The following is a 19,851-nucleotide window of genomic DNA, read 5'->3' as shown; positions in this document are numbered from 1 at the left end:
AATGGCTCAAACGCCCATCGGAGCTAGCCCTTGAAACCCGCCACTCTCACCCAGGCTATCAGTGCCTCCTTAGATAATATGCGCAAGTCAGAGCGCAAAGTGGCCGAGTTTGTGCTGGCCAATCCGGTGGAGGTTATCAACCTGCGCATTGTCGACCTGGCACGCCGCGCCGAGGTCAGCGAGCCCACGGTGGTTCGGTTTTGCCGCGCGGTTGGTTGTAAAGGATTTCAGGAATTCAAACTGTCACTGGCTCAGCAGTTGGCTTCCAGCCCCAGTTACGGGCAGATTGCAGTTACCGAAACCGACACGGTTCGCGAGTACACCCACAAGGTATTCGATTCCACAGTTGATACCCTGCTGCAGGTGCGCGACCACATCAACCCGGAGCAACTGGAAGTCGCCATTGCCGCATTAGCGCAAACCAGGCGAGTGGAGTTTTACGGTTTTGGTGCATCGGCCTCGGTTGCGGCGGATGCACAGCACCGCTTTTTCCGTTTGCAGATTCCCTCGGCGGCCTATTCCGATCCGCACTTGCAGAATATGTCGGCGACCTCACTGGAGCCGGGCAGCGTAGTAGTGGCGATCTCGCAATCTGGCCGTACCCGCGCATTACTGGATTCAATGATGTTGCTGCGCAACCGCGGCATCGAGGTTATAGGGCTGGCTCCTACCGGCACACCGGTTCTGGAAGCCTCCTCTATTCCACTGCCCATCGATGTAGTGGAAGACATTCAACTTTACACACCACTCTCATCACGCATCGCCCACCTGGTGGTAATCGATGTGTTGGCGATTGGGGTCGCCCGCCACAAGGGTGAGCAGCTGCAAACCCATCTGCAGGAACTTCAGGAAGGACTTAAAGTACTTCGAATGCCCGAATGACGGGCATTTTTGTTGCAATGTTATAAAGTAACACTTAATATTTTCGCCATTCGAATGAAACCAATATGGCGTAATTCGGTCTTTCAGGTCTGTACTCTTAAATGCTCACGGGCAGAATCACAGATCTTATTTGAAATGGGGGGAGAGTCTCAGCTCTCTTGTGGTGAACGCGGATTACCCGCGGTCACCCGTTTCTGTAATTTTCCAATACGAAAACAAGGTAATAGCATGAAAATGAAAGCACTTATTGCATCCATGCTGGCTTTGGGGTCGCTATCTGCGCAGGCCGCAGACAGCGAGTGGTATCGCTACTCAGCGGTATCCCCGGACGGCAGCAAAGTAGCGTTCAGCCACAAGGGAGATATCTATGTGGTGAACAGCCAGGGTGGAACCGCTGTGCCGGTAACCACTCACAGCGCCCACGATACCTACCCGGTGTGGAGCCGCGATGGCCGTATGCTGGCGTTTGCATCCGACCGTTACGGTAATTTCGACATCTTTGCTGTACCCAGCACCGGCGGTGAAGCCCAGCGCCTGACCTACCACTCTGCCAACGATATCCCCAGTGATTTCAGTGCTGATGGCAAGAGTGTGCTGTTTACCTCTCTGCGTATGGACTCTGCAGCGAATACCCAGTTTCCAAGTGGCCGTCTCGAAGAAACCTACAGTGTTAACCTGAGTGGCGGCACGCCTAGCCAGGTTACCACTATTGTTGCCGAAGAAGCCCGCTATAACACGGCTGGCGACAAGTTCCTGTACCAGGACAAAAAAGGTTATGAAGACGCGTTCCGTAAGCACCACCGTTCTTCCGTAACTCGCGATATCTGGCTCTACGACACCAAGAAAGACGAGCACACCCAAATCACCAACTGGCTGGGTGAAGACCGTCAGCCGGTTTGGGCCGATAACGACAGCGCGTTCTACTTCCTGAGTGAGCGCAGCGGTACCATGAATGTGTGGAAACAGGACCTGGCATCTGGCAAAGCCACCCAGATCACTAACCACACCGTGCATCCGGTTCGCTTCCTGAGCCGCGACAACCAGGGCAACCTGGTTTACGGGTTCCACGGTTCCATCTATCGCCTGGACGCTGGCAGCAGCGAGCCACGCAAGCTGACTATCCGCATCAACCAGGACGACAGCACCAACGACGTAGAGCGTATGGTGAAAATGGATGGAGCCAGCGAATTTGCTGTTTCACCGGACGGCAAAGAAGTAGCCTTTATTGTACGCGGTGAAGTGTTTGTTACTTCCACCGAATACAAGACCACCAAGCGTATTACCAATACCCCGGAACAAGAGCGCTCTGTTTCCTTCTCACCAGATGGCCGCGCCCTGCTGTACGCCGGTGAACGCAACGGCAGCTGGAACCTGTACCAGACCAAACTGGTAGAGAAAGACCAGAAGCACTTCAACAACGCCCTCAAACTGAAAGAGAGCGTGGTACTGGCCAATGACGAGGAAACCTTCCAGCCTGCGTTCTCACCGAACGGCAAGGAAGTGGCTTACCTGTCTAACCGCGACACCCTGAAAGTACTCAATCTGGAAAGCGGTAAATCCCGCACTGTGCTGCAAGAGAAGTACAACTACTCCTACAGCGATGGCGACCTCTACTTTGAATGGTCACCGGACAGCAAATGGCTGGCGACCAGCTTCATCAATCCAAGTCGCTGGATTACCGAAGTGGGCATTGTTGCTGCCGACGGCAAAAGCGACGTGGTGAACCTGACCCTGTCGGGTTACGCCGATGTTGCGCCTCATTGGGCACTGGATGGCAACGCCATCACATGGATGACTGCCAAGAACGGCCGCCGCAATCACGGCAGCTGGGGCTCAGAGATGGATGTTTACGGTGTGTTCTTCAATGAAGAGACCTGGGACAAATTCCGCCTCACCAAAGAAGAGTACGCGCTGAAAAAAGCCGAAGAGAAAAACGGCAAGAAAAAAGACGAAGAAAATGGTGACGAGGAGAAAGAAGAAACCTCCAAGCCAAAAACTGTCGAAATGGATCTTGCCAACTTCGAAGATCGCCGCGCCCGCCTGACCATGCACGCTGCCGATATTGGCGACGGCCTGCTCAGCAAAGACGGTCGCAAACTTTACTACCTGGCCAGCTTTGAAAAAGGCTACGACCTGTGGGTTCGCGACTTCGACGACAACAGCACCAAAATCCTGAGCAAGCTGGGCGCCAAAAGTGCATCCATGCAAATGACCAAAGATGGCAAAGAGCTGGTGGTACTGTCCGATGGTCGCCTGCAGAAAGTCAACTTGGGCAGTGGCAAGCCGGAAGGCATCGCCTTCGGTGCAGAGATGTTCCTGAATGCAGACGCCGAGCGCGCCTACATGTTTGAACACGCCTGGCGTCAGGCCCGCGAGAAGTTCTACGTGAAAGACCTGCACGGTGTTGACTGGGACCTGATGAAAAAAGAGTACCAGCCAAAACTGGCCGACATTAACAACAACCGCGACTTTGCCGAGTTGTTGAGTGAACTGCTGGGTGAGCTGAACGCTTCGCACACCGGTGGTCGCTACCGTGCTGGTGGTAATGGCAATGGTGACCAGACTGCAGCACTGGGCATTATTCCGGATTACGGATACACCGGTGACGGCATCAAGATCGCCGAAATCATCGACAAAGGTCCACTGGTCAACAGCGAGAGCAAAGTAAAAGCAGGCATGATCATCACCGCCATCAACGGTGAAAAGATCGATGCCAACAGCAACTACTATGCCATGCTGAACCACAAAGCCGGCGATCGCCTGCTGCTGACTGTAAAAGACACCAGCGGTAAAAAGGCGCGTACCTTTGAGCAGGTAGTAAAAGCCATTCCAGTGCGTTACGAAATGGAACTGCTCTATCAGCGCTGGGTGAAAAACCGTCGCGATCTGGTAGAAAAACTGTCCGATGGCAAGCTGGGCTACGTGCATGTTAAAGGCATGAACACCCAGTCATTCCAGACCACTTACTCCGAAGTGCTGGGTCGCAACGTCGACAAAGATGCACTGATTGTTGATACCCGCTTCAACGGTGGTGGCTGGTTGCACGACGACCTCAACACCCTGCTGTCTGGCGAGAAGTACTACACATTCTTACCACGCGGTCGCGCGATCGGCTCCGAGCCGCTGGCAAAATGGTATCGTCCGTCAGCGGTAGTTGCTGGTGAAGGCAACTACTCAGACGCCTACCTGTTCCCGCACAGCTACAAGCAGCTGGACATTGGTCCGTTGATCGGTATGCCGGTTCCGGCAACCGGTACTGCGGTATGGTGGGAAACCATGATCAGCGGTGACGTGATCTTTGGTATTCCGCAAATCGGTATGCTGGACCAGGACGGTAACCTGCAGGAAAACCGCGATTTGGTACCGGACCACCAGATCAACAACGACCCGAACTCCATGTCTCGAGGTCGCGATCCTCAGATCGAAAAAGCGGTAGAAGTGCTGCTGAAGAAGTAATTCACAGTAATCAAACCGTCGTCCCCGCGAAAGCGGGGACCCATAAAAAACCCGCAGTTTAGGCTGCGGGTTTTTTTGTTGTGTAACGGAAAATTGAATTCGGGAGAAGATAGAAGTTTTGGTGTCAGTATCAATTGCAAGGTTAATGTCACAGACGCTTGTCATAACTAGTGCCTGGATTTCCGCTTTGGATTTCTGCAAATCAGGAAATCAATATAAATGAACAAACCAATAAACAAAATCCAGATAGTATACGGCGGCAGAAAAATTAGTTCACTTATCAACAAAATAGGAGCCATGACAAATAGCGCTGATGTTCCTATGCTACCGTCATCGTACGACGTGTATTTTTCCCAAGTAAGGGAAACTAGCCCAGCAAAGAAAATAATTGCCGCTAGAACTGAAGGGATATGTAATTTTCTGATTTTAATTTCCATTGTGTGAGTTACAGCGCTCGCCACATAAGTGAGCAACTTGTTGCGATTCCAGCTCACGAAGTGGGCGCTTGTTAAGTTTCCTCTGCCACAGCTTCCCACTTGCTGCCATTGTAAAACCAAGTTTTTCCGGTTTTTTTATCTATTCGACAAATTCGCCAATGACTCTGCAAATTATGCTCAATTACCTTATATTCTGACTTCGGCAAGTCCTCATTCTCTTTGACAAGCTTATATCTCCCCTTAAATGCTAGCCAAACCGCCCCAGTTCCCCTATGGTACCGCACCAATATTGGCCAACCGTTTTGATCTTTAACACTAAAAACTTCGAAATCTTCTTCAGAAGCACTCACTACGGAAGAAAGTGAAATGCCCAGAACAACAACTAAAGAAATTATAATTCTCACTTAAATCTCCTTAAAACTTAACGCCTTGCTCACCGGAAAATTAGGAACGCAGCGAGTAATTTTTCCGAGTGCAGCAACTTGTTAGGCCTCTGCGTCATAAATTGCTCTGATTTTTTGAGCCATTTGTGGAGTGACCGCGAAGCCTTCTGCGGTAATGTGACTTAATGCCACATAAGGTTTGCTACTTCCACCATTTGGCAAGCCAAGCTCTTCTTCTATATCATTTTCCAATACCACCGAAGAACCTATATTGATATCAATCTCATCAACAATTTTTTGTGTTGATCGATCTGCCGACGCAATTGCATCGACTCCTTTGTGAGCTTGATGATCCCTATCATAAACAGCGACATACGGGATAGAAAACTTATTCATAAGCTTAACGTAAAGGGGGATATTATCTTTTGAACCGCAATCGATTAAAGTATATTCGTACCTAAATACACCTAACTCTTTAGCCAATAGAGGAAATACAGTTTTTTCTGTAGCTCCCTCTAGCAACACAACTTTACTGGCAAAGAATAATTCACCACGATCAGGATTGATCCAGTAGGAAAGATTGAAGTCTTTTTTTGAATCTCCTTCAAACAAATCTTCAGTGCATTGCTTAACCTTAGTTCCGTTTACTTCATCATTCTTTGTTGCTATGTAAATAGACTTATAACGCTCAACATCAATAAGACCGCTTGAATGCGTACAGAGGATCACTTGACTTCCTGACTCAGACAAAGCAACGAATGAGTCGAATAACGACCTTTGCGCTTGAGGATGTAAATAAAGCTCAGGCTCCTCGAATATAAAGTATCTAGAATTTGATGCTTTTCTATTTCCTTGTTCTTCCGCCGATTCTGCCTCGGCAAAAGCTTTTTTAGCAACTACTTGTATTAGCGCAACCGTGAGAGCTCGTTGTAAACCGTGTCCTTTTCGTTTTATATCAGTTCTAACACCGTCATCAACCCAAACCTGAGTATTTGCCTTAAATACATTCTCAATATCAGGAGCACTTACTTCAATATCTACTTTTGCACCCCACGCAACTAGCTCATCAGTTAACTCTTGCTCAAAGTCAGTCAATTGTTGAGGTCGATCATTATTGTCGTTACCTTCGTGATCTTTTTTGTTCAGGGTGGAAAATAGTTTTCCGAGTTTTTCCTTTGTTTCCTTCCAGTCTTTATTGTGCTCAGACATTAAATCTACAACATCAGCATACATTTTTCCGAAAACACTAGAATCTTTAGAAGAAAAATCATCCGATGCTTCTTTTACAGCTGGTATAAAGTAAACTTCACCAAATATTCCCTTTGCTACACTTTTCAACCCCAGAAAATTTGTAGTCTCAAGCTCAAAAGCGAATTGAATATCTTCGCTGTTATTTTTAATGTATTCGTTTTGGGCATCGATGATATTTTGCTTGGTGATTCGTCCAGAATCAGGAACATAAGGATGGAATGGCAGGCTGGACGCTAGTTCTCTTTTAGTGTAAGCAGAAGCATTCGCTTCTTGAAGCCAATCCTCCGATGGATTTTCTATGTATCCTCGGTATTCAAAACTACCACCTAAAAAGGCTGTTTTTCTTACGACTATTTTTCCCTCAGAAGTTAAATATTTTTTGAAAGTAGTTTTATCTGACTCACCAAGATCACAAAACTCAATTTCTACAAATAGTTCAGAAGAACCATGGAAGAAGTCCAGATCTTGTTGCTTTATCTCACCAAAGAAGAATAAGACGGAAGATAAAAGATTCGACTTGCCGTGGTTATTCTGACCAATGATAACCATTAGATCTTGTGCTTTTAGCTTTTCTTCTTTTACAGAGCGCCAGTTTTTAACCCATATACTTTCAATTTTCACTACTTACTCCTTGTGGCCTAACAGTTAATTATGAAGCCACAGCTTCTTTTGTCGGCTTCCTATATCAGCGCTCATCACTTTCTCGCTATGAGCCATTTCTTTTAGTAATTCAAGGCGTTATCGGACTTAGTGATCGGCAGCCCTCAGAGGGTTCAAGCCACGACTTCTTTTTTCCTGGCCTTGTATTTCGGTATTCATTCCAACGCCTTTTGACAATTCCTTTAGTTATCAACCAATTAGCAAACCTTGGATTGCCGGAGTTCGTCAAAAGAAGCAACGGCTTCATATTTCCATTTGTGAGGATGAAGGTTCTGGAAGGCAACTGTATTTATTGCAGTTGTATGGGAGTAAAAACTATTGGTGATAAACGCACTCCCTTGCCTATCAAGCCAGCTCGACTCTTGAGTCTGTTGAATCTGGCTATCCGCCTACAGGCTCTTGGCCTGCAAACAGAACGAACATACCTGTACTGGACCAAATACTATATTAATTTATGCCGCCAATGCCATTAGTTTTGCCGCCGCTGGCAATGCTGAATGGTGCCCTTTCTGAACGCGATCTTTCCCAGCGGGCCAACTCCACTTATTATGTGTGTCTATTTATAAACAACAACCTATAAACATAAGAACGGTTAACACATTATGGAACTCGAATTTCTGTCCGCCTCATTCATCAATCTGGCCATCAACCTCAGCTACTCATTGATTGCCATTGTGGTCAGTGTCTATGTGCTGTTCTGGGTAGATAAAAAGCTGCTGAAGAATGTGGATCTGGAAACCGAGCTGAAAGAAGGCAATGTAGCGGTGGCGATTTTTGCCTCGTCGATCTTGATTTTCGTAGCGATTGTGATTGCGTTCGGCTTCAAGGGGTAAGTTAAGGGATGGGTCGGCGAACAAGGAAGGCGAGAAAGTCAGGTAAGGTTTCGGAGGTTGTTTTAACGATCCTGATGGTTTTTATGTTTGCTTTCTTTAATAGCCTTAAAGAGAGCGGAGGCGATCGGGATATCGAAAATAATATTGAGGTTTCACTAAAGCAGCTGGGAAAAGCCGATTTATCGATTTCGTCGGCTGGACAGTCGCTGCAAATTTTGCCGCTCGGTCCAATGTTTTCCGATACAGATATTAAGGAACTGCTTGATGGCCAGTTTGGTGTGAGCCATCCATCCAGTTACTCCTATGGTAAGAATGGTCCTCATACCATGTCCGCCCAGGGTGTTGATCAATACCACTATCTGGTTCACTCGTTTCTGGAGGGGTATCAGCCGTTTGAAGTGGATAATGTGATGTTGCCACTTTATGCCCTGGCCAAAAGAAAGTCCTACCTGCTGGATGAGAAACAGTACTCCGGCAGAGCGGATGTTTGGCAATCCAGCCGACAGGCATTTTTTAATCCCAAAGGCGACTGTGAGGATCATGCGATTATTCTTGCCGACTGGCTGATGGCCATGGGCGAAGATGCAAGAGTGGTGCTCGGAGATATGGATGGCGGTGGCCATGCCTGGGTGGTGCTGTTTAAAAACGGCAAAGAGTATTTGTTGGAGGCGACAAGAAAGTCCGGACTGGGTCGAACCAAGCCCTACCCGCTTGCGGCACTGTATAAGGACTATCACCCGAGATACATGTTTAACCGCGAAGGCTTTTGGGTAAATCATGGTGACAAATTCACAACCGATTATTCCGGTAAACACTGGCAGGAGATGAGTCGGTATTCAGTTAGCACGAGTGTGAGAAAATAGAGCTAACCTTGAAATCTAAGCCAAAACTACCAGTCACAAAACCGTTAATAAACCTTCACCTATCGGTAAGTCCCCCGCAACAATTCACATCTAGCATTGGTCCTCGAGACTGCCATTAATCACTTCGAATATCGAGGGTGTCACCATGAGTTTTGAGCACGATGAAGAAATCTGTAACGAGTCGGGCAATCGCCCGTTTCAGGATGTACTGAATGCCAACGTGGAGCGCCGCAAGGTATTGCAGGGTGGTCTGGCGACTGCTTCTGCGGTGTTCTTTGCCGGTGGCGCTGGCGGCGCGATTGCCAAGGGCTTTAACAATATCCAAAGCCCGCTGATGAACTTTGCGCCGGTTCCAAATGCTGAAGGCAACGGCCCGATTCCGACAATTTCTGCTGATTATCAATACGATGTGCTCATCCCCTGGGGTGAGCCACTGCAACCGGGTGGCCCCACCTACAATTACCCGCCCAGCGCCGAAGACCAGGCACTGCAGATTGGTATCGGCCATGACGGTATGCACTTTTTCCCGATTCGCGAAGAGGGCCTGCCGCGCAATGGTTGGGATCAGGATTTGTGGGACGACCGCAAGGACTGGTACTACAACACCCAGTGGGGCACCAACGGTAATGATCGTGGAATGCTGTGCATTAACCACGAGTTTGGTGACAACAGCACCGTGCTGGGTAAAAACACTCCGGCAAGTCTGGAAGATGTTCGCGCTTCCCAGCATGCACACGGTGCTTCTGTGGTAGCCCTTAAGAAAGTAAATGGATCCTGGCAAACCGCAGCCAGCCCCAATGCCCGCCGCATTCACGTTAACACCGAAGTGGAATTCAGCGGTCCGGTGGCTGGACACGCTCTTTTGCAAAATGCCGCAAACAATGTCCCCAAGGGTACAGTGAATAACTGCTCCAATGGTTACACCCCGTGGGGCACTTACCTGACCTGTGAAGAAAACTTCAACGGCTATTTCGGTGCTACCAGTGAATGGACTGCCACTGAAGAACAACAGCGCTACGGCTTTAGCTCCGGTGGATTTGGTTATGGCTGGGAGTTGTATGACGAGCGTTTCAATATGTCCAACCCGGACTACGCCAACGAGTGCAACCGCTTTGGCTGGATTGTGGAAATCGACCCGTTCGATGGCAGCAAGAAGCCGGTTAAGCGCACTGCTCTCGGTCGCGTTAAGCACGAAGGCATTGCCATCACTGTTGGCCGCGGCGGCCGGGTGGTTGGCTACATGGGTGACGATCAGCGCTTCGATTACATTTACAAGTTTGTGTCTGACGCCAACTGGCGCAGCATGCGCGCCAAGGGCCAGAGCCCGCTGGATCACGGCAAACTGTATGTGGCCAAATTTAATGATGATGGCACCGGCGAGTGGCTGGAGCTGACCATCGACAATCCGGTTCTGGCACAGCGCTTTGCTGACCAGGCTGAAGTACTGACCTTTGCCCGTGTTGCCGCCGACCTGCTGGGCGCGACCCCGATGGATCGCCCGGAGTGGACTACTGTGGCGCCAAACGATTGGGTGTACTGCACACTGACCAACAACAGCCGTCGCGGTGCCGACCAAACCGATGCCGCTAACCCGATGGGGCCAAATAACGACGGCCACATTATCCGCTGGAAAGACAGCGACCAGCATGTTGGCGGTGACTTTATCTGGGAAATCTTCCTGATCGCCAAAGACACCCATGGGACAGAGCAAAGTTATGCTGACCCGGATGGTCTAATGGCAGACCCGGACGGTCGCCTGTTTATCCAAACCGATGGTGGCCAAAAGGACGGCCTCAACAACCAGATGCTGGTAGCGGATACCAAAAACGGCGAGCTGCGCCGCCTGTTTACCGGCGTAACCAGCGATGAGGTAACCGGTATCACTATGACCCCGGATCGTCGAACCATGTTTGTAAACCTTCAGCACCCAGGTAATGGCGATCCGACTCGTACTAACTTCCCTGCTCCCCAGGACGGTGTAACAGTTCCTCGCGACTGCACCATTGTAATTACCCGCAAGGATGGCGGTATCATCGGTTCTTGATTGAATTGATTTGCAAGGATGCTAAATTGAAAACCCCGGCTGATTCAGCCGGGGTTTTTTATGGATTATTGTTTGTAGCACTCGCTGCTTGATGGCGCTGATGAAGTACAAAGAAATTTAAAATGCACGTCATCTCCGCGCAGGCGGAGATCCATGGTGAAACAGGCACTTGACCAGCATAAACACAGAGGCTTATGGATGCCCGCCTGCGCGGGCATGACGGGCTTGTATTTGTTCCAAGGCTTAGTAGGGAGTGACTGAACAGCAATTAAGCTCGCGACAGCTTTTTCAGAAACGCCTCAATCTCCCGCTCGGTCTGCTTGTCCCCTTTGGATATAGCCATAGGCAAGCCAGCTTCCAGAATTGATCTGGCTTCTTCATTTTCGCCGAGTTTGATAAGGGCTTTACCAAGAAATTTATAGGCGGCGGAATAGCCGGGGTCCTGTTCGATACAGGCACGAAGATGTGGAACTGCCTGTTCAAACAATTTGTCATTGAAATATGCACTGCCCAAACCAAAGCGCAGCATGGCACTGTCCTGGCCGTTGGCGAGCATTTTTTCGAGGTTGTCTGTAATCGACATGGTACCTCCATTAGCAGGGGTTAGCGGCGCCAGAAGGTTGGCAGGCACATTACCAGCAGGGTGAAAATTTCCAGTCGTCCCAGTAGCATGCCGCCACAGAGTACCCACTTGGCAAAGTCGTTGATGTTGCCGTAGTGCTGGGCTACCTCTCCGAGACCGGGACCCAGGTTGTTGAGTGCGGCGGCGGTGGCCGACCAGGCAGTAATGTAGTCGAGGCCGGATGCCAGCAACAGCAATACCATCAGGTAGTAGGCCGCCAGATAGGCGCCAAAAAAGCCCCAGATAGCATCGGCGATGCGGTCGGAAATGGCGCGATTGCGAACCTTGATGGGGAGCACTGCGTTGGGGTGAACCAGCCGGTAGAGCTCTCGCATACCCTGCTTGGCAAGAATCAGCATACGACCGATTTTCAGGCCGCCACCGGTAGATCCTGCGCAGGCACCAAAGAACGACAGGAACAGCAGTAAAAAGGGCAAAAACGTTGGCCAGGCACTGAAATTGTCGGTGGCAAATCCGGTGGTGGTCATGATCGACACCAGCTGGAACAGGCCGCGACGGATACTCTCTTCAAACCCGTAGGTGCTGGTGAAATAGAGATACGCCGAAGTGATCAGGGCACCGACAGCGAGTATCTGCAGGTACATTTTCGCTTCCGGGTCACGCCAGTAGTGACCAATGCTGCGTCGGTACCAGGCGTAGTAGTGCAGTGCGAAGTTGAGGCCCGACACCACCATAAAGTAAATACAGATCGCTTCAATGGCCGGCGAATCGAAGTAGCCGATGCTGGCGTCGTGGGTCGAGAAGCCGCCAATCGCGATGGTGGAGAAACTGTGGCAGATGGCGTCAAAAAGGCTCATGCCAGCCCACCAGTAGGCCGCGGCGCAGGTGGCGGTGAGCGCCACATAAATAAGGAATAGCGCCTTGGCTGTTTCGGTGATGCGCGGGGTGAGCTTGTTGTCTTTGATCGGGCCCGGCGTTTCGGCTCGATAGAGTTGCATGCCCCCAACACCGAGCATTGGCAAAATGGCCACTGCGATTACCACGATACCGATACCACCCAGCCACTGCAGCTGCTGGCGATAGTAGAGCACTGAGCGCGGCAGCTCATCGAGGCCGCTGATAACTGTGGCACCAGTAGTAGTAAGTCCAGACAGGGACTCAAACACCGCATCGGTAAAGCTCAGGTGCGGGCTGTCGCCAATCATCAGTGGCAGAGAACCGGCAAAACCAAGTACAACCCAGAACAGTACAGTGATCAGGAAGCCGTCTCGCAGTCGCAAGTCGCGTTTACAGCGGCTAAATGGTAGCCAGGTTAAAAAGCCGATTCCGACGGTGATCGCAAATGCCAGGACAAAGGACTCGATGGTGTGTTCGTTGTAGTACAAAGCCACTCCGATGGCGGGTAGCTGGGAGATGCTGAACAGCATCAGCAGCAAACCGAGAATTCGGGCAATAACGGTAAGGTGCATCAGAAACTTCCGTCGCATGCTTCACGACGCACGTCGCACGCTAACAGCGAGCGGTGCCGAGTGAGGCAGTAATGATTATCAAAAATTATCGAGTGGATTTTATGCAGAGGATTCGGGAGGTGGCACAGAAAAAGCGTGCGACGTGCGACGTGCGACGTGCGACCGCTCAAACTATGCACAGAGCCTCGAATCACTCTCTTCCCCCCAATCAGAAGAACGTAAACCCAACCTGAAACAGCTTCTCGATATCTTTGGTGTATCGCTTGTCCACCAGGAATACGATAACGTGGTCGCCGTTTTCGATCACCACGTCGTGGTGGCCCATGATCACTTCCTGTCCCTTGGGGCCTTCCCGCACGATGGCACCGATGGTGGCGCCTCGCGGCAATTTGATATCTTCAATAGCCCGGCCCACCACTTTTGATGAGCGACGATCGCCATGGGCGATAATTTCGATGGCCTCGGCAGCACCGCGACGCAGCGAGTGAACATGGACGGTGTCGCCTTTGCGCACGTAGGACAGCAAGCTGGAAGTGGTGACTTGCTGTGGCGAGATGGCGATATCCACCGCCCCGCCCTGCACCAGGTCGGCATACGCCGGGGTGTTGATCAGGGTCATTACCTTGCGAGCCCCGAGACGCTTGGCCAGCATCGACGCCATGATGTTTGCAGCGTCGTTATTAGTGAGGGCCAGGAATACATCGGTCGATTCAATGCCCTCTTCCAGCATCAACTCCTGGTCGGCTGCCTGACCGCGCAGGACTACGGCGTGGTTGAGGGTTTCGGAGAGCTGCTGGCAGCGCTCTTCGTTCATTTCGATAATTTTGACGTTGTAGCTGCCCTCAAGCGCTGCGGCGAGGCGCAATCCGATATTACCGCCACCGGCGATCATCAGGCGTTTGTAGGGTTTTTCCAGTCGACGCAGTTCGCTCATTACTTTGCGAATGTGCTTTTTGTTGGCAATAAAGAATACTTCATCGCCATCTTCGATCACGGTGTCGCCTTCCGGCATGATCGGCCGGTCCTTGCGGAAAATTGCCGCCACACGGGAGTCCACATCGGGCATGTGATTGCGCAGTTCCTTCAGTTCGTGACCAACTAAAGTGCCGCCCTTATAGGTGCGAACTGCTACTAACTGCACCGAACCGTCGGCAAAATCCAGCACCTGCAGGGCACCGGGCTGTTCGATCAGGCGGCGAATATGTTCGGTGACCAGCTGTTCAGGGGTAATTACTACATCTACCGGCACATGTTCCTTGTTGAATAGTCCTTCAGCAACACCGGGGGCGGTGTAGCCGGGTGTGCGAATGCGGGCAATGCGGGTGGGAGTGTGGAACAGCGAATGGGCAATCTGGCAGGCGACCATGTTGACTTCATCAAAAGAGGTCACCGCCACAAGCAGGTCAGCGTCCTGAATACCCGCCTGTTTAAGTACTGAAGGAATGGAAGCGTGGCCGTGAACTGTGCCGATGTCGAGGCGGTCGCGCAGTTCATTCAGGCGACCCGCATCGGTATCTACCAGGGTTACATCGTTCTGTTCGTGGGCGAGGTGTTCAGCCAGTGTGCCGCCAACTTGTCCGGCACCGAGAATCACAATTTTCATATTGTTCTTCTTATCACTCTGAGTGTGAAAATCAGCTGTGTAATGGCCTGCTAACAGGCATTAATAACTTTAGCATGCCCCGACATCTGTTTTAGTGAGCAAGGCATAGTAAAAACCATCGTGGCCGCCGGTCTGTGGCAACAGCTGGCGACCATGTTGTGCTGCCATGCCGAAATAGTCCGGCAGAGGCAGTTCGCTGGCACTTGGTTGACGGGCCAGAAATGCCGACACAGTATCACTGTTTTCCGTCGGCAAAACCGAACAGGTAGCGTAAAGCAATTTTCCGCCCGGTTTCAGCAGTGGCCAGAGCGCATCCAGCAGGTTCGCCTGAATTTCGGCCAGCTTAGCAATATCTTCGTGGCGGCGCAGCACTTTGATGTCTGGATGGCGACGAATCACACCGGTGGCGGAACAGGGGGCGTCCAGCAGGATGCGATCAAACTGCTGGTCGTCCCACCAGCTGTTGGTGTCGGCTGCGTCGCAGGCCATCAGTTTGGCGTTCAGGTGCAGGCGATCCAGGTTTTCCTGAACACGCTGCAAGCGCTCTTCGTCAATATCGAGCGCCGTCAGTTGCAGGTCATCACACTGTTCCAACAGATGGCAGGTTTTGCCACCGGGAGCACTGCAAGCGTCCAGCACCATTTGGCCGGAGCTGACGTCCAGCAGGTGACCAGAGAGTTGCGCCGCCTCATCCTGAATGCTGACCCAGCCGTCTGCAAAGTGCGGCAGAGCGGTTACCTCCATGGGGGCTGCCAGGATTATGGCAGACGGGGCAACATCTGAAGCTTTGTGGTCGATCCCTGCCTGTTCGAGTAATTTGGCGTAACTTTCCCTGTCAGTTCGCTGCTGATTAATGCGCAGGGTCATCGGTGCGCGATCATTGTTGGCGGCAAAAATGGTGGCCGCCTGATCTGGCCAGGCGGTTTGGATGGCGTCTCGCAGCCACTTGGGGTGCGCGGTTGCAACAGCCGGATTGCCGGCCAGTGAGTGGAGAATCTCATCCTGCTCGCGTTGGTAACGGCGCAGCACGCCATTAACGAGTCCCTTTGCCCAGATTTTTTTCAGGCCAACAGTGGCTTGTACCGATTCGCCGATGGCAGCGTGTGCTGGAATACGGGTTTCGTTGAGCTGGTAGAGGGCACAAGCCAAGACCGCCAGAACATCGGTGTCTTTTGCCTTGAACGGTTTGGCCAGTAATTTACCGAGTATGGCTTCCAATTTCGGGAAATGGCGCAGTGTGCCAAAGCAGAGTTCTTGCAGCAGCGCACGATCGCGTGCTTTGACTTTGCACTGGTACTCGGGAATCAATGTTGCCAGCGAGGCCTGTTCGCGCAGGGTCGCGGCGATAACTTTGGCGGCGGCGACCCGAACGTCCATCAGTTGTTACCCAGTTGGATGCCGGGAGCAAACAGCTCGGCATTGCCGCGCAATACTTCCGCGGCGGTGAGTCGTTTTTTTCCCGGCAATTGCAACTCGGTGATGCAGAGGCTGCCTTTGCCGCAGCCCACTACGATACCGAGGCTGTCGGCGCGCAATACCTTGCCGGGTGTGCCGCTGTCCGCCAGTGGTTCAGCTGCCCAGATGCGTACGCGCTGGTCGCCTACATCGGTTGTGGCCACCGGGAACGGATTGAAAGCGCGCACCTTGCGGTCGATCTCAACCGCTGGTTGCTGCCAATCGATCAGTGCCTCTTCCTTGCTGAGTTTGCTGGCGTAATTGGCCAGAGCGTCGTCCTGTTTTTTGGGGCGAGCCTCTCCCTCTGCCAGTTGCTCCAGAGCTGTCAAAAGTGCCGGCCTTCCCAGCTCGGCTAGCTTGTCATGCAGGCTGGCTGCGGTGTCGTGTTGATCAATGGGGGTGGTGGCCTTGATCAGCATATCGCCGGTGTCTAGCCCAACATCCATCTGCATGATGGTGACGCCGGTTTCTGCATCGCCCGCTTCGATGGCGCGTTGAATGGGAGCTGCACCGCGCCACCGTGGCAGCAGTGAGGCGTGCACGTTAATGCAGCCGAGTCGAGGGGTGTCCAGCACTGCCTTGGGCAGCAACAGGCCGTAGGCCACTACCACCATGATGTCGGCATTCAGATCAGCCAGTTGTTGTTGGGCGTCGGCGTCTTTCAGGGACAGCGGCTGGTAAACCGGGAGTCCGTGCTCCAGTGCCAACTCTTTCACCGGGCTGGCGGCCAACTGTTTGCCGCGTCCTTTGGGGCGATCCGGCTGGGTGTAGACAGCCACCACGTCGTGATCGCCATCGTCGAGCAATGCCTTGAGGTGGTAAGCGGCAAAATCGGGGGTGCCTGCGAAGATAACGCGCAGGCGAGTATCAGAAAAATCTGTCATGGATTCGGTAGCTTGTCAGATGCCGCTGCGCTATCAGGCGCGGCGGCGCTGTTGTTTTTCCAGCTTGGTGCGAATGCGCTGGCGTTTCAGGGGCGACAGGTAATCAACGAAAAGTTTGCCGTCGAGATGATCCAGCTCGTGCTGAATGCATACCGCCAGCAGGCCGTCCGGTACCAGTTCAAATGGCTTGCCGTCGCGATCCAGGGCTTTGACACGAATGTGCTCAGGGCGTTGAACAGTTTCGTAGAAGCCCGGTACAGACAGGCATCCCTCGTCGTAATCGCGGGTGTCGCCATCCAACACTTCCACTTCCGGATTGATAAACACCATGGGCTGGTCGTGTTCTTCGGAAAGATCCATCACCACAATACGCTGGTGTACATCCACCTGAGTAGCTGCCAGACCGATACCTGGCGCGTCGTACATGGTCTCGAACATATCGTCGATCAACTGGCGAGTTTCATCGGTTACCTGCTCGACAGGTTTGGCGACGTTGCGTAAACGGGGATCAGGAAATTCAAGAATCTCTAAAATAGCCATAGACGTTTGTGATGAGCTTCTAGCAAAATGCAGTTTACCACTGCTACCATTAGAACGGTGCACTAAGTAATTCCAATAGCGAACCACTTAACCCAAGACGCATAAGTATACACCAGAGGACGGGTCGCAATGAAAAAAGCAATAACAGGCGGCATATTTGCCTTACTGGCGTTTGCAGCGCTGGCCGCAGATGCTCCCTTTAACGATGTTCCAGACCGTTACACAGTCAAAAAAGGGGATACCCTGTGGGATATTTCCGAGCATTTCCTGAAGACGCCGTGGTTATGGCCTGAGATATGGCATGTTAATCCACAGGTACGAAACCCTCACCTGATTTACCCGGGTGACATCATCAAGCTTGTGTACATTGACGGCAAGCCGCGTTTGACTGTTGAACGCAGCCGCGACGTCAAGCTGAGCCCGGAAATTCGCGAAATGCCTCATGCTGAAGCCATTTCGGCATTGCCCCGCGATGTAATTGACCACTTCCTGACTCGCAACCGGGTTGTTGATGAAGGCGTACTGGAAGCTGCACCTTATGTGGTGGCAGGTGCAGAGCAGCACATTCTTACCGGAGCAGGCCAGGACTTCTACGCCCGCGGTGATATCGATGAGAACGTACCGGTCTATGGTGTTTACCGTAAAGGTGATCCCTACGTTGACCCTGCAACCGGTGAAGTACTTGGTATTCGCGCCAAGGACATCGGTACAGGCAAATTGAAAGCGCTGAACGATGACATCACTACCTTCGGCACTACTCGCAGTGTGGAAGAGATTCGTCTGGAAGATCGCCTGCTGCCGTTTGAAGAGCGCAAGCTGGAAAGTATTTTCTACCCCAGTGCACCTGAGCAGGATATCGATGGCCTGATCATGGGCGTCGAAGATGGTTTAACCCAGGTGGGCCACCTCGATGTTGTGGCGCTCAACAAGGGCGGTCGCGACGGTATTGAAGACGGAAATATTCTGGCGATTTACAAGAAAGGTGAAACAGTACGGGACCGCGTTGCCGGGGACCTGGTAACACTTCCACCTGAAAGAGCTGGACTGGTAATGGTGTTCCGCACTTTTGAAAAGATGAGTTACGGTCTGGTGATGAGCGCCGACCGTCCACTCAAAGTGATGGATCTGGTACGCAACCCCTAAGGGCTGCGCACATCTAAAAAGGGTTGGCATTGCCAGCCCTTTTTTAATGCGGCTACACTGACAGTAGCTTTCGCATATTTACAGGGAGTTTTTATGGAAAAGGAAATTCATGCCATTCTCTGGTTACAACGGGTAGCCAACCTCAGTACCACTCAACTGGTCAGCCTCTGGCATCACTTTGGCGATTATCAATCTGCACTTGATGCATCGGAAAGCGAGTTGTCAGTTGCACTGCCCGAAACGGCTCTGGATCGTTTGCTGACACGCCGTGATCAGGGGCGACTTCATATCCCCTTTGCCGATGAACAACCCGGTGAAGGAACCACACTGTTGCCAATTACCTCACCGGATTATCCAAAGCTGCTGAAAGAGATTCACACTCCGCCACCGCTTTTGTATGTGAAAGGGGATGTATCTCTGCTGTCGATGCCCCAGCTTGGTATCGTTGGCAGTCGCCGACACACCATGTCGGGCGGTGAAACCGCTCGCGCGTTTGCTCGTGAACTGAGTTATTGCGGATTTACCATCACCAGCGGATTGGCTATAGGTATCGATGGCATGGCGCATCGAGGAGCCATGGATGGCGGCAAGACGATTGCAGTACTGGGAACGGGGGTTGAGTATATCTACCCTCGGATCCACCAACGGCTGGCCCAAGAAATTCTCGAGTCGGGAGGTACACTGGTATCCGAGCAACCGGCGGATACAGCTCCCCTTCCGTCACTCTTTCCGCAGCGCAATCGAATCATCAGTGGTCTGAGCCTTGGGGTGCTGGTGGTTGAGGCGGCGCGCAAAAGCGGCTCGCTGATCACCGCCCGCTGTGCAATGGAACAGGGACGCGAAGTGTTTGCCATGCCCGGTTCGGTGCACAGCCCGGTTGCCCATGGTTGCCATCAATTGATTCGCGATGGCGCAACCCTGGTGGAGTGCGTTGAAGATATCGGCGATCAACTGGGCGGTATGCTTGAGCTGAAAAAACAGGAACTCTCCTCGAACACCAATGCCCGCCCCGAACTGAATTTGCAGGAGAAAAAGCTACTCGATTTACTGGGTTTCGACCCGGTGGACTTTGATGCCCTGATTTCCCACTCCGGGATGGATACCCCGAGACTTACCAGCACCTTGATGGATCTAGAGCTGAAGGGCCTGTTGCAGCAGGATGCCGGTCGTTACCTGCGGGTGAAGTAGCAATGGAAATAGATGAGCAGGCACCACGCACAAAATTGGCCTATAAACTACTTTCACGTTAAAGCCCGCACTGGATAGTATCGATAAGATTATTATTCAGCCACTCTAAAACCAATTGACCAATATGGGTCAAACTGGTTGCGATTGAGTGGCGATCACCGGCAATTGTCACAGAAA

General features: G+C 51.8%; 15 protein-coding genes. 7 read left to right on the top strand and 8 right to left on the bottom strand.

Translation table 11 applies throughout. The annotated features are described in order from the left end of the window. Nucleotides 1–30: 30 nt before the first annotated feature. Together QP938_13455 and QP938_13450 are read left to right on the top strand one after the other, a co-directional pair. Nucleotides 31–882 (top strand): SIS domain-containing protein, encoded by an 852-nt coding sequence (locus tag QP938_13455; protein WIO74289.1) that lies wholly within the window; start codon nt 31–33, stop codon nt 880–882. Between the two features lie 228 nt (nt 883–1,110). Continuing rightward, a complete protein-coding gene (locus QP938_13450) occupies nt 1,111–4,338 on the top strand; it encodes a S41 family peptidase (protein ID WIO74288.1) in 3,228 nt (1,075 codons plus the stop codon). A 508-nt stretch (nt 4,339–4,846) separates the two neighbouring features. Here QP938_13450 and QP938_13445 read toward each other — a convergent pair. Next, nucleotides 4,847–5,179, bottom strand: coding sequence for a hypothetical protein (locus tag QP938_13445; protein WIO74287.1), 333 nt, complete (start codon nt 5,177–5,179; stop codon nt 4,847–4,849). Nucleotides 5,180–5,260: 81 nt separating this feature from the next. Next, on the bottom strand, nt 5,261–7,030 hold the full coding sequence (locus tag QP938_13440) for an AAA family ATPase (protein WIO74286.1): 1,770 nt from the start codon (nt 7,028–7,030) through the stop codon (nt 5,261–5,263). A gap of 641 nt (nt 7,031–7,671) precedes the next feature. Here QP938_13440 and QP938_13435 point away from each other — a divergent pair. From QP938_13435 to QP938_13425, 3 genes are all read left to right on the top strand, one after another. After that, nucleotides 7,672–7,902 (top strand): DUF350 domain-containing protein, encoded by a 231-nt coding sequence (locus QP938_13435; GenBank protein WIO74285.1) that lies wholly within the window; start codon nt 7,672–7,674, stop codon nt 7,900–7,902. A gap of 83 nt (nt 7,903–7,985) precedes the next feature. Further along, a complete protein-coding gene (locus QP938_13430) occupies nt 7,986–8,765 on the top strand; it encodes a transglutaminase-like domain-containing protein (GenBank protein ID WIO74284.1) in 780 nt (259 codons plus the stop codon). 145 nt (nt 8,766–8,910) lie between these two features. Next, on the top strand, nt 8,911–10,809 hold the full coding sequence (locus QP938_13425; protein WIO74283.1) for a PhoX family phosphatase: 1,899 nt from the start codon (nt 8,911–8,913) through the stop codon (nt 10,807–10,809). 268 nt (nt 10,810–11,077) lie between these two features. Here QP938_13425 and QP938_13420 read toward each other — a convergent pair whose 3' ends face one another. The 6 genes from QP938_13420 to def form a co-directional block, all read right to left on the bottom strand. Beyond that, nucleotides 11,078–11,392, bottom strand: a complete 315-nt coding sequence (locus QP938_13420; protein WIO74282.1) for a tetratricopeptide repeat protein — start codon at nt 11,390–11,392, stop codon at nt 11,078–11,080. Between the two features lie 20 nt (nt 11,393–11,412). Next, the gene (locus QP938_13415; protein WIO74281.1) at nt 11,413–12,861 is read right to left on the bottom strand and encodes a TrkH family potassium uptake protein; all 1,449 of its coding nucleotides are present in this window, start codon (nt 12,859–12,861) and stop codon (nt 11,413–11,415) included. A 208-nt stretch (nt 12,862–13,069) separates the two neighbouring features. Then, nucleotides 13,070–14,464, bottom strand: coding sequence for a Trk system potassium transporter TrkA (gene trkA, locus QP938_13410; GenBank protein WIO74280.1), 1,395 nt, complete (start codon nt 14,462–14,464; stop codon nt 13,070–13,072). 69 nt (nt 14,465–14,533) lie between these two features. Next, a complete protein-coding gene (rsmB, locus tag QP938_13405; GenBank protein WIO74279.1) occupies nt 14,534–15,841 on the bottom strand; it encodes a 16S rRNA (cytosine(967)-C(5))-methyltransferase RsmB in 1,308 nt (435 codons plus the stop codon). Continuing rightward, on the bottom strand, nt 15,841–16,803 hold the full coding sequence (gene fmt / locus QP938_13400; GenBank protein WIO74278.1) for a methionyl-tRNA formyltransferase: 963 nt from the start codon (nt 16,801–16,803) through the stop codon (nt 15,841–15,843). The genes rsmB and fmt overlap by 1 nt, the downstream gene beginning before the upstream one ends. A 33-nt stretch (nt 16,804–16,836) precedes the next feature. Next, nucleotides 16,837–17,343 carry a peptide deformylase gene (gene def / locus QP938_13395; GenBank protein WIO74277.1) on the bottom strand — a complete coding sequence of 169 codons (507 nt, stop codon included), beginning with the start codon at nt 17,341–17,343 and terminating at the stop codon, nt 16,837–16,839. Nucleotides 17,344–17,472: 129 nt separating this feature from the next. Between def and QP938_13390 the strand changes: the two genes are divergently transcribed. Together QP938_13390 and dprA are read left to right on the top strand one after the other, a co-directional pair. After that, on the top strand, nt 17,473–18,486 hold the full coding sequence (locus QP938_13390) for a LysM peptidoglycan-binding domain-containing protein (protein WIO74276.1): 1,014 nt from the start codon (nt 17,473–17,475) through the stop codon (nt 18,484–18,486). Nucleotides 18,487–18,579: 93 nt separating this feature from the next. Then, a complete protein-coding gene (gene dprA / locus QP938_13385; GenBank protein ID WIO74275.1) occupies nt 18,580–19,674 on the top strand; it encodes a DNA-processing protein DprA in 1,095 nt (364 codons plus the stop codon). The last annotated feature ends 177 nt before the right edge of the window (nt 19,675–19,851 follow it).

It is taken from the genome of Porticoccaceae bacterium LTM1 (assembly GCA_030252795.1).
Lineage (GTDB): Bacteria > Pseudomonadota > Gammaproteobacteria > Pseudomonadales > Porticoccaceae > SCSIO-12696.
Note: the sequence above shows the minus strand (reverse complement) of the source record. Positions and strands in the feature narration are given on the sequence as shown.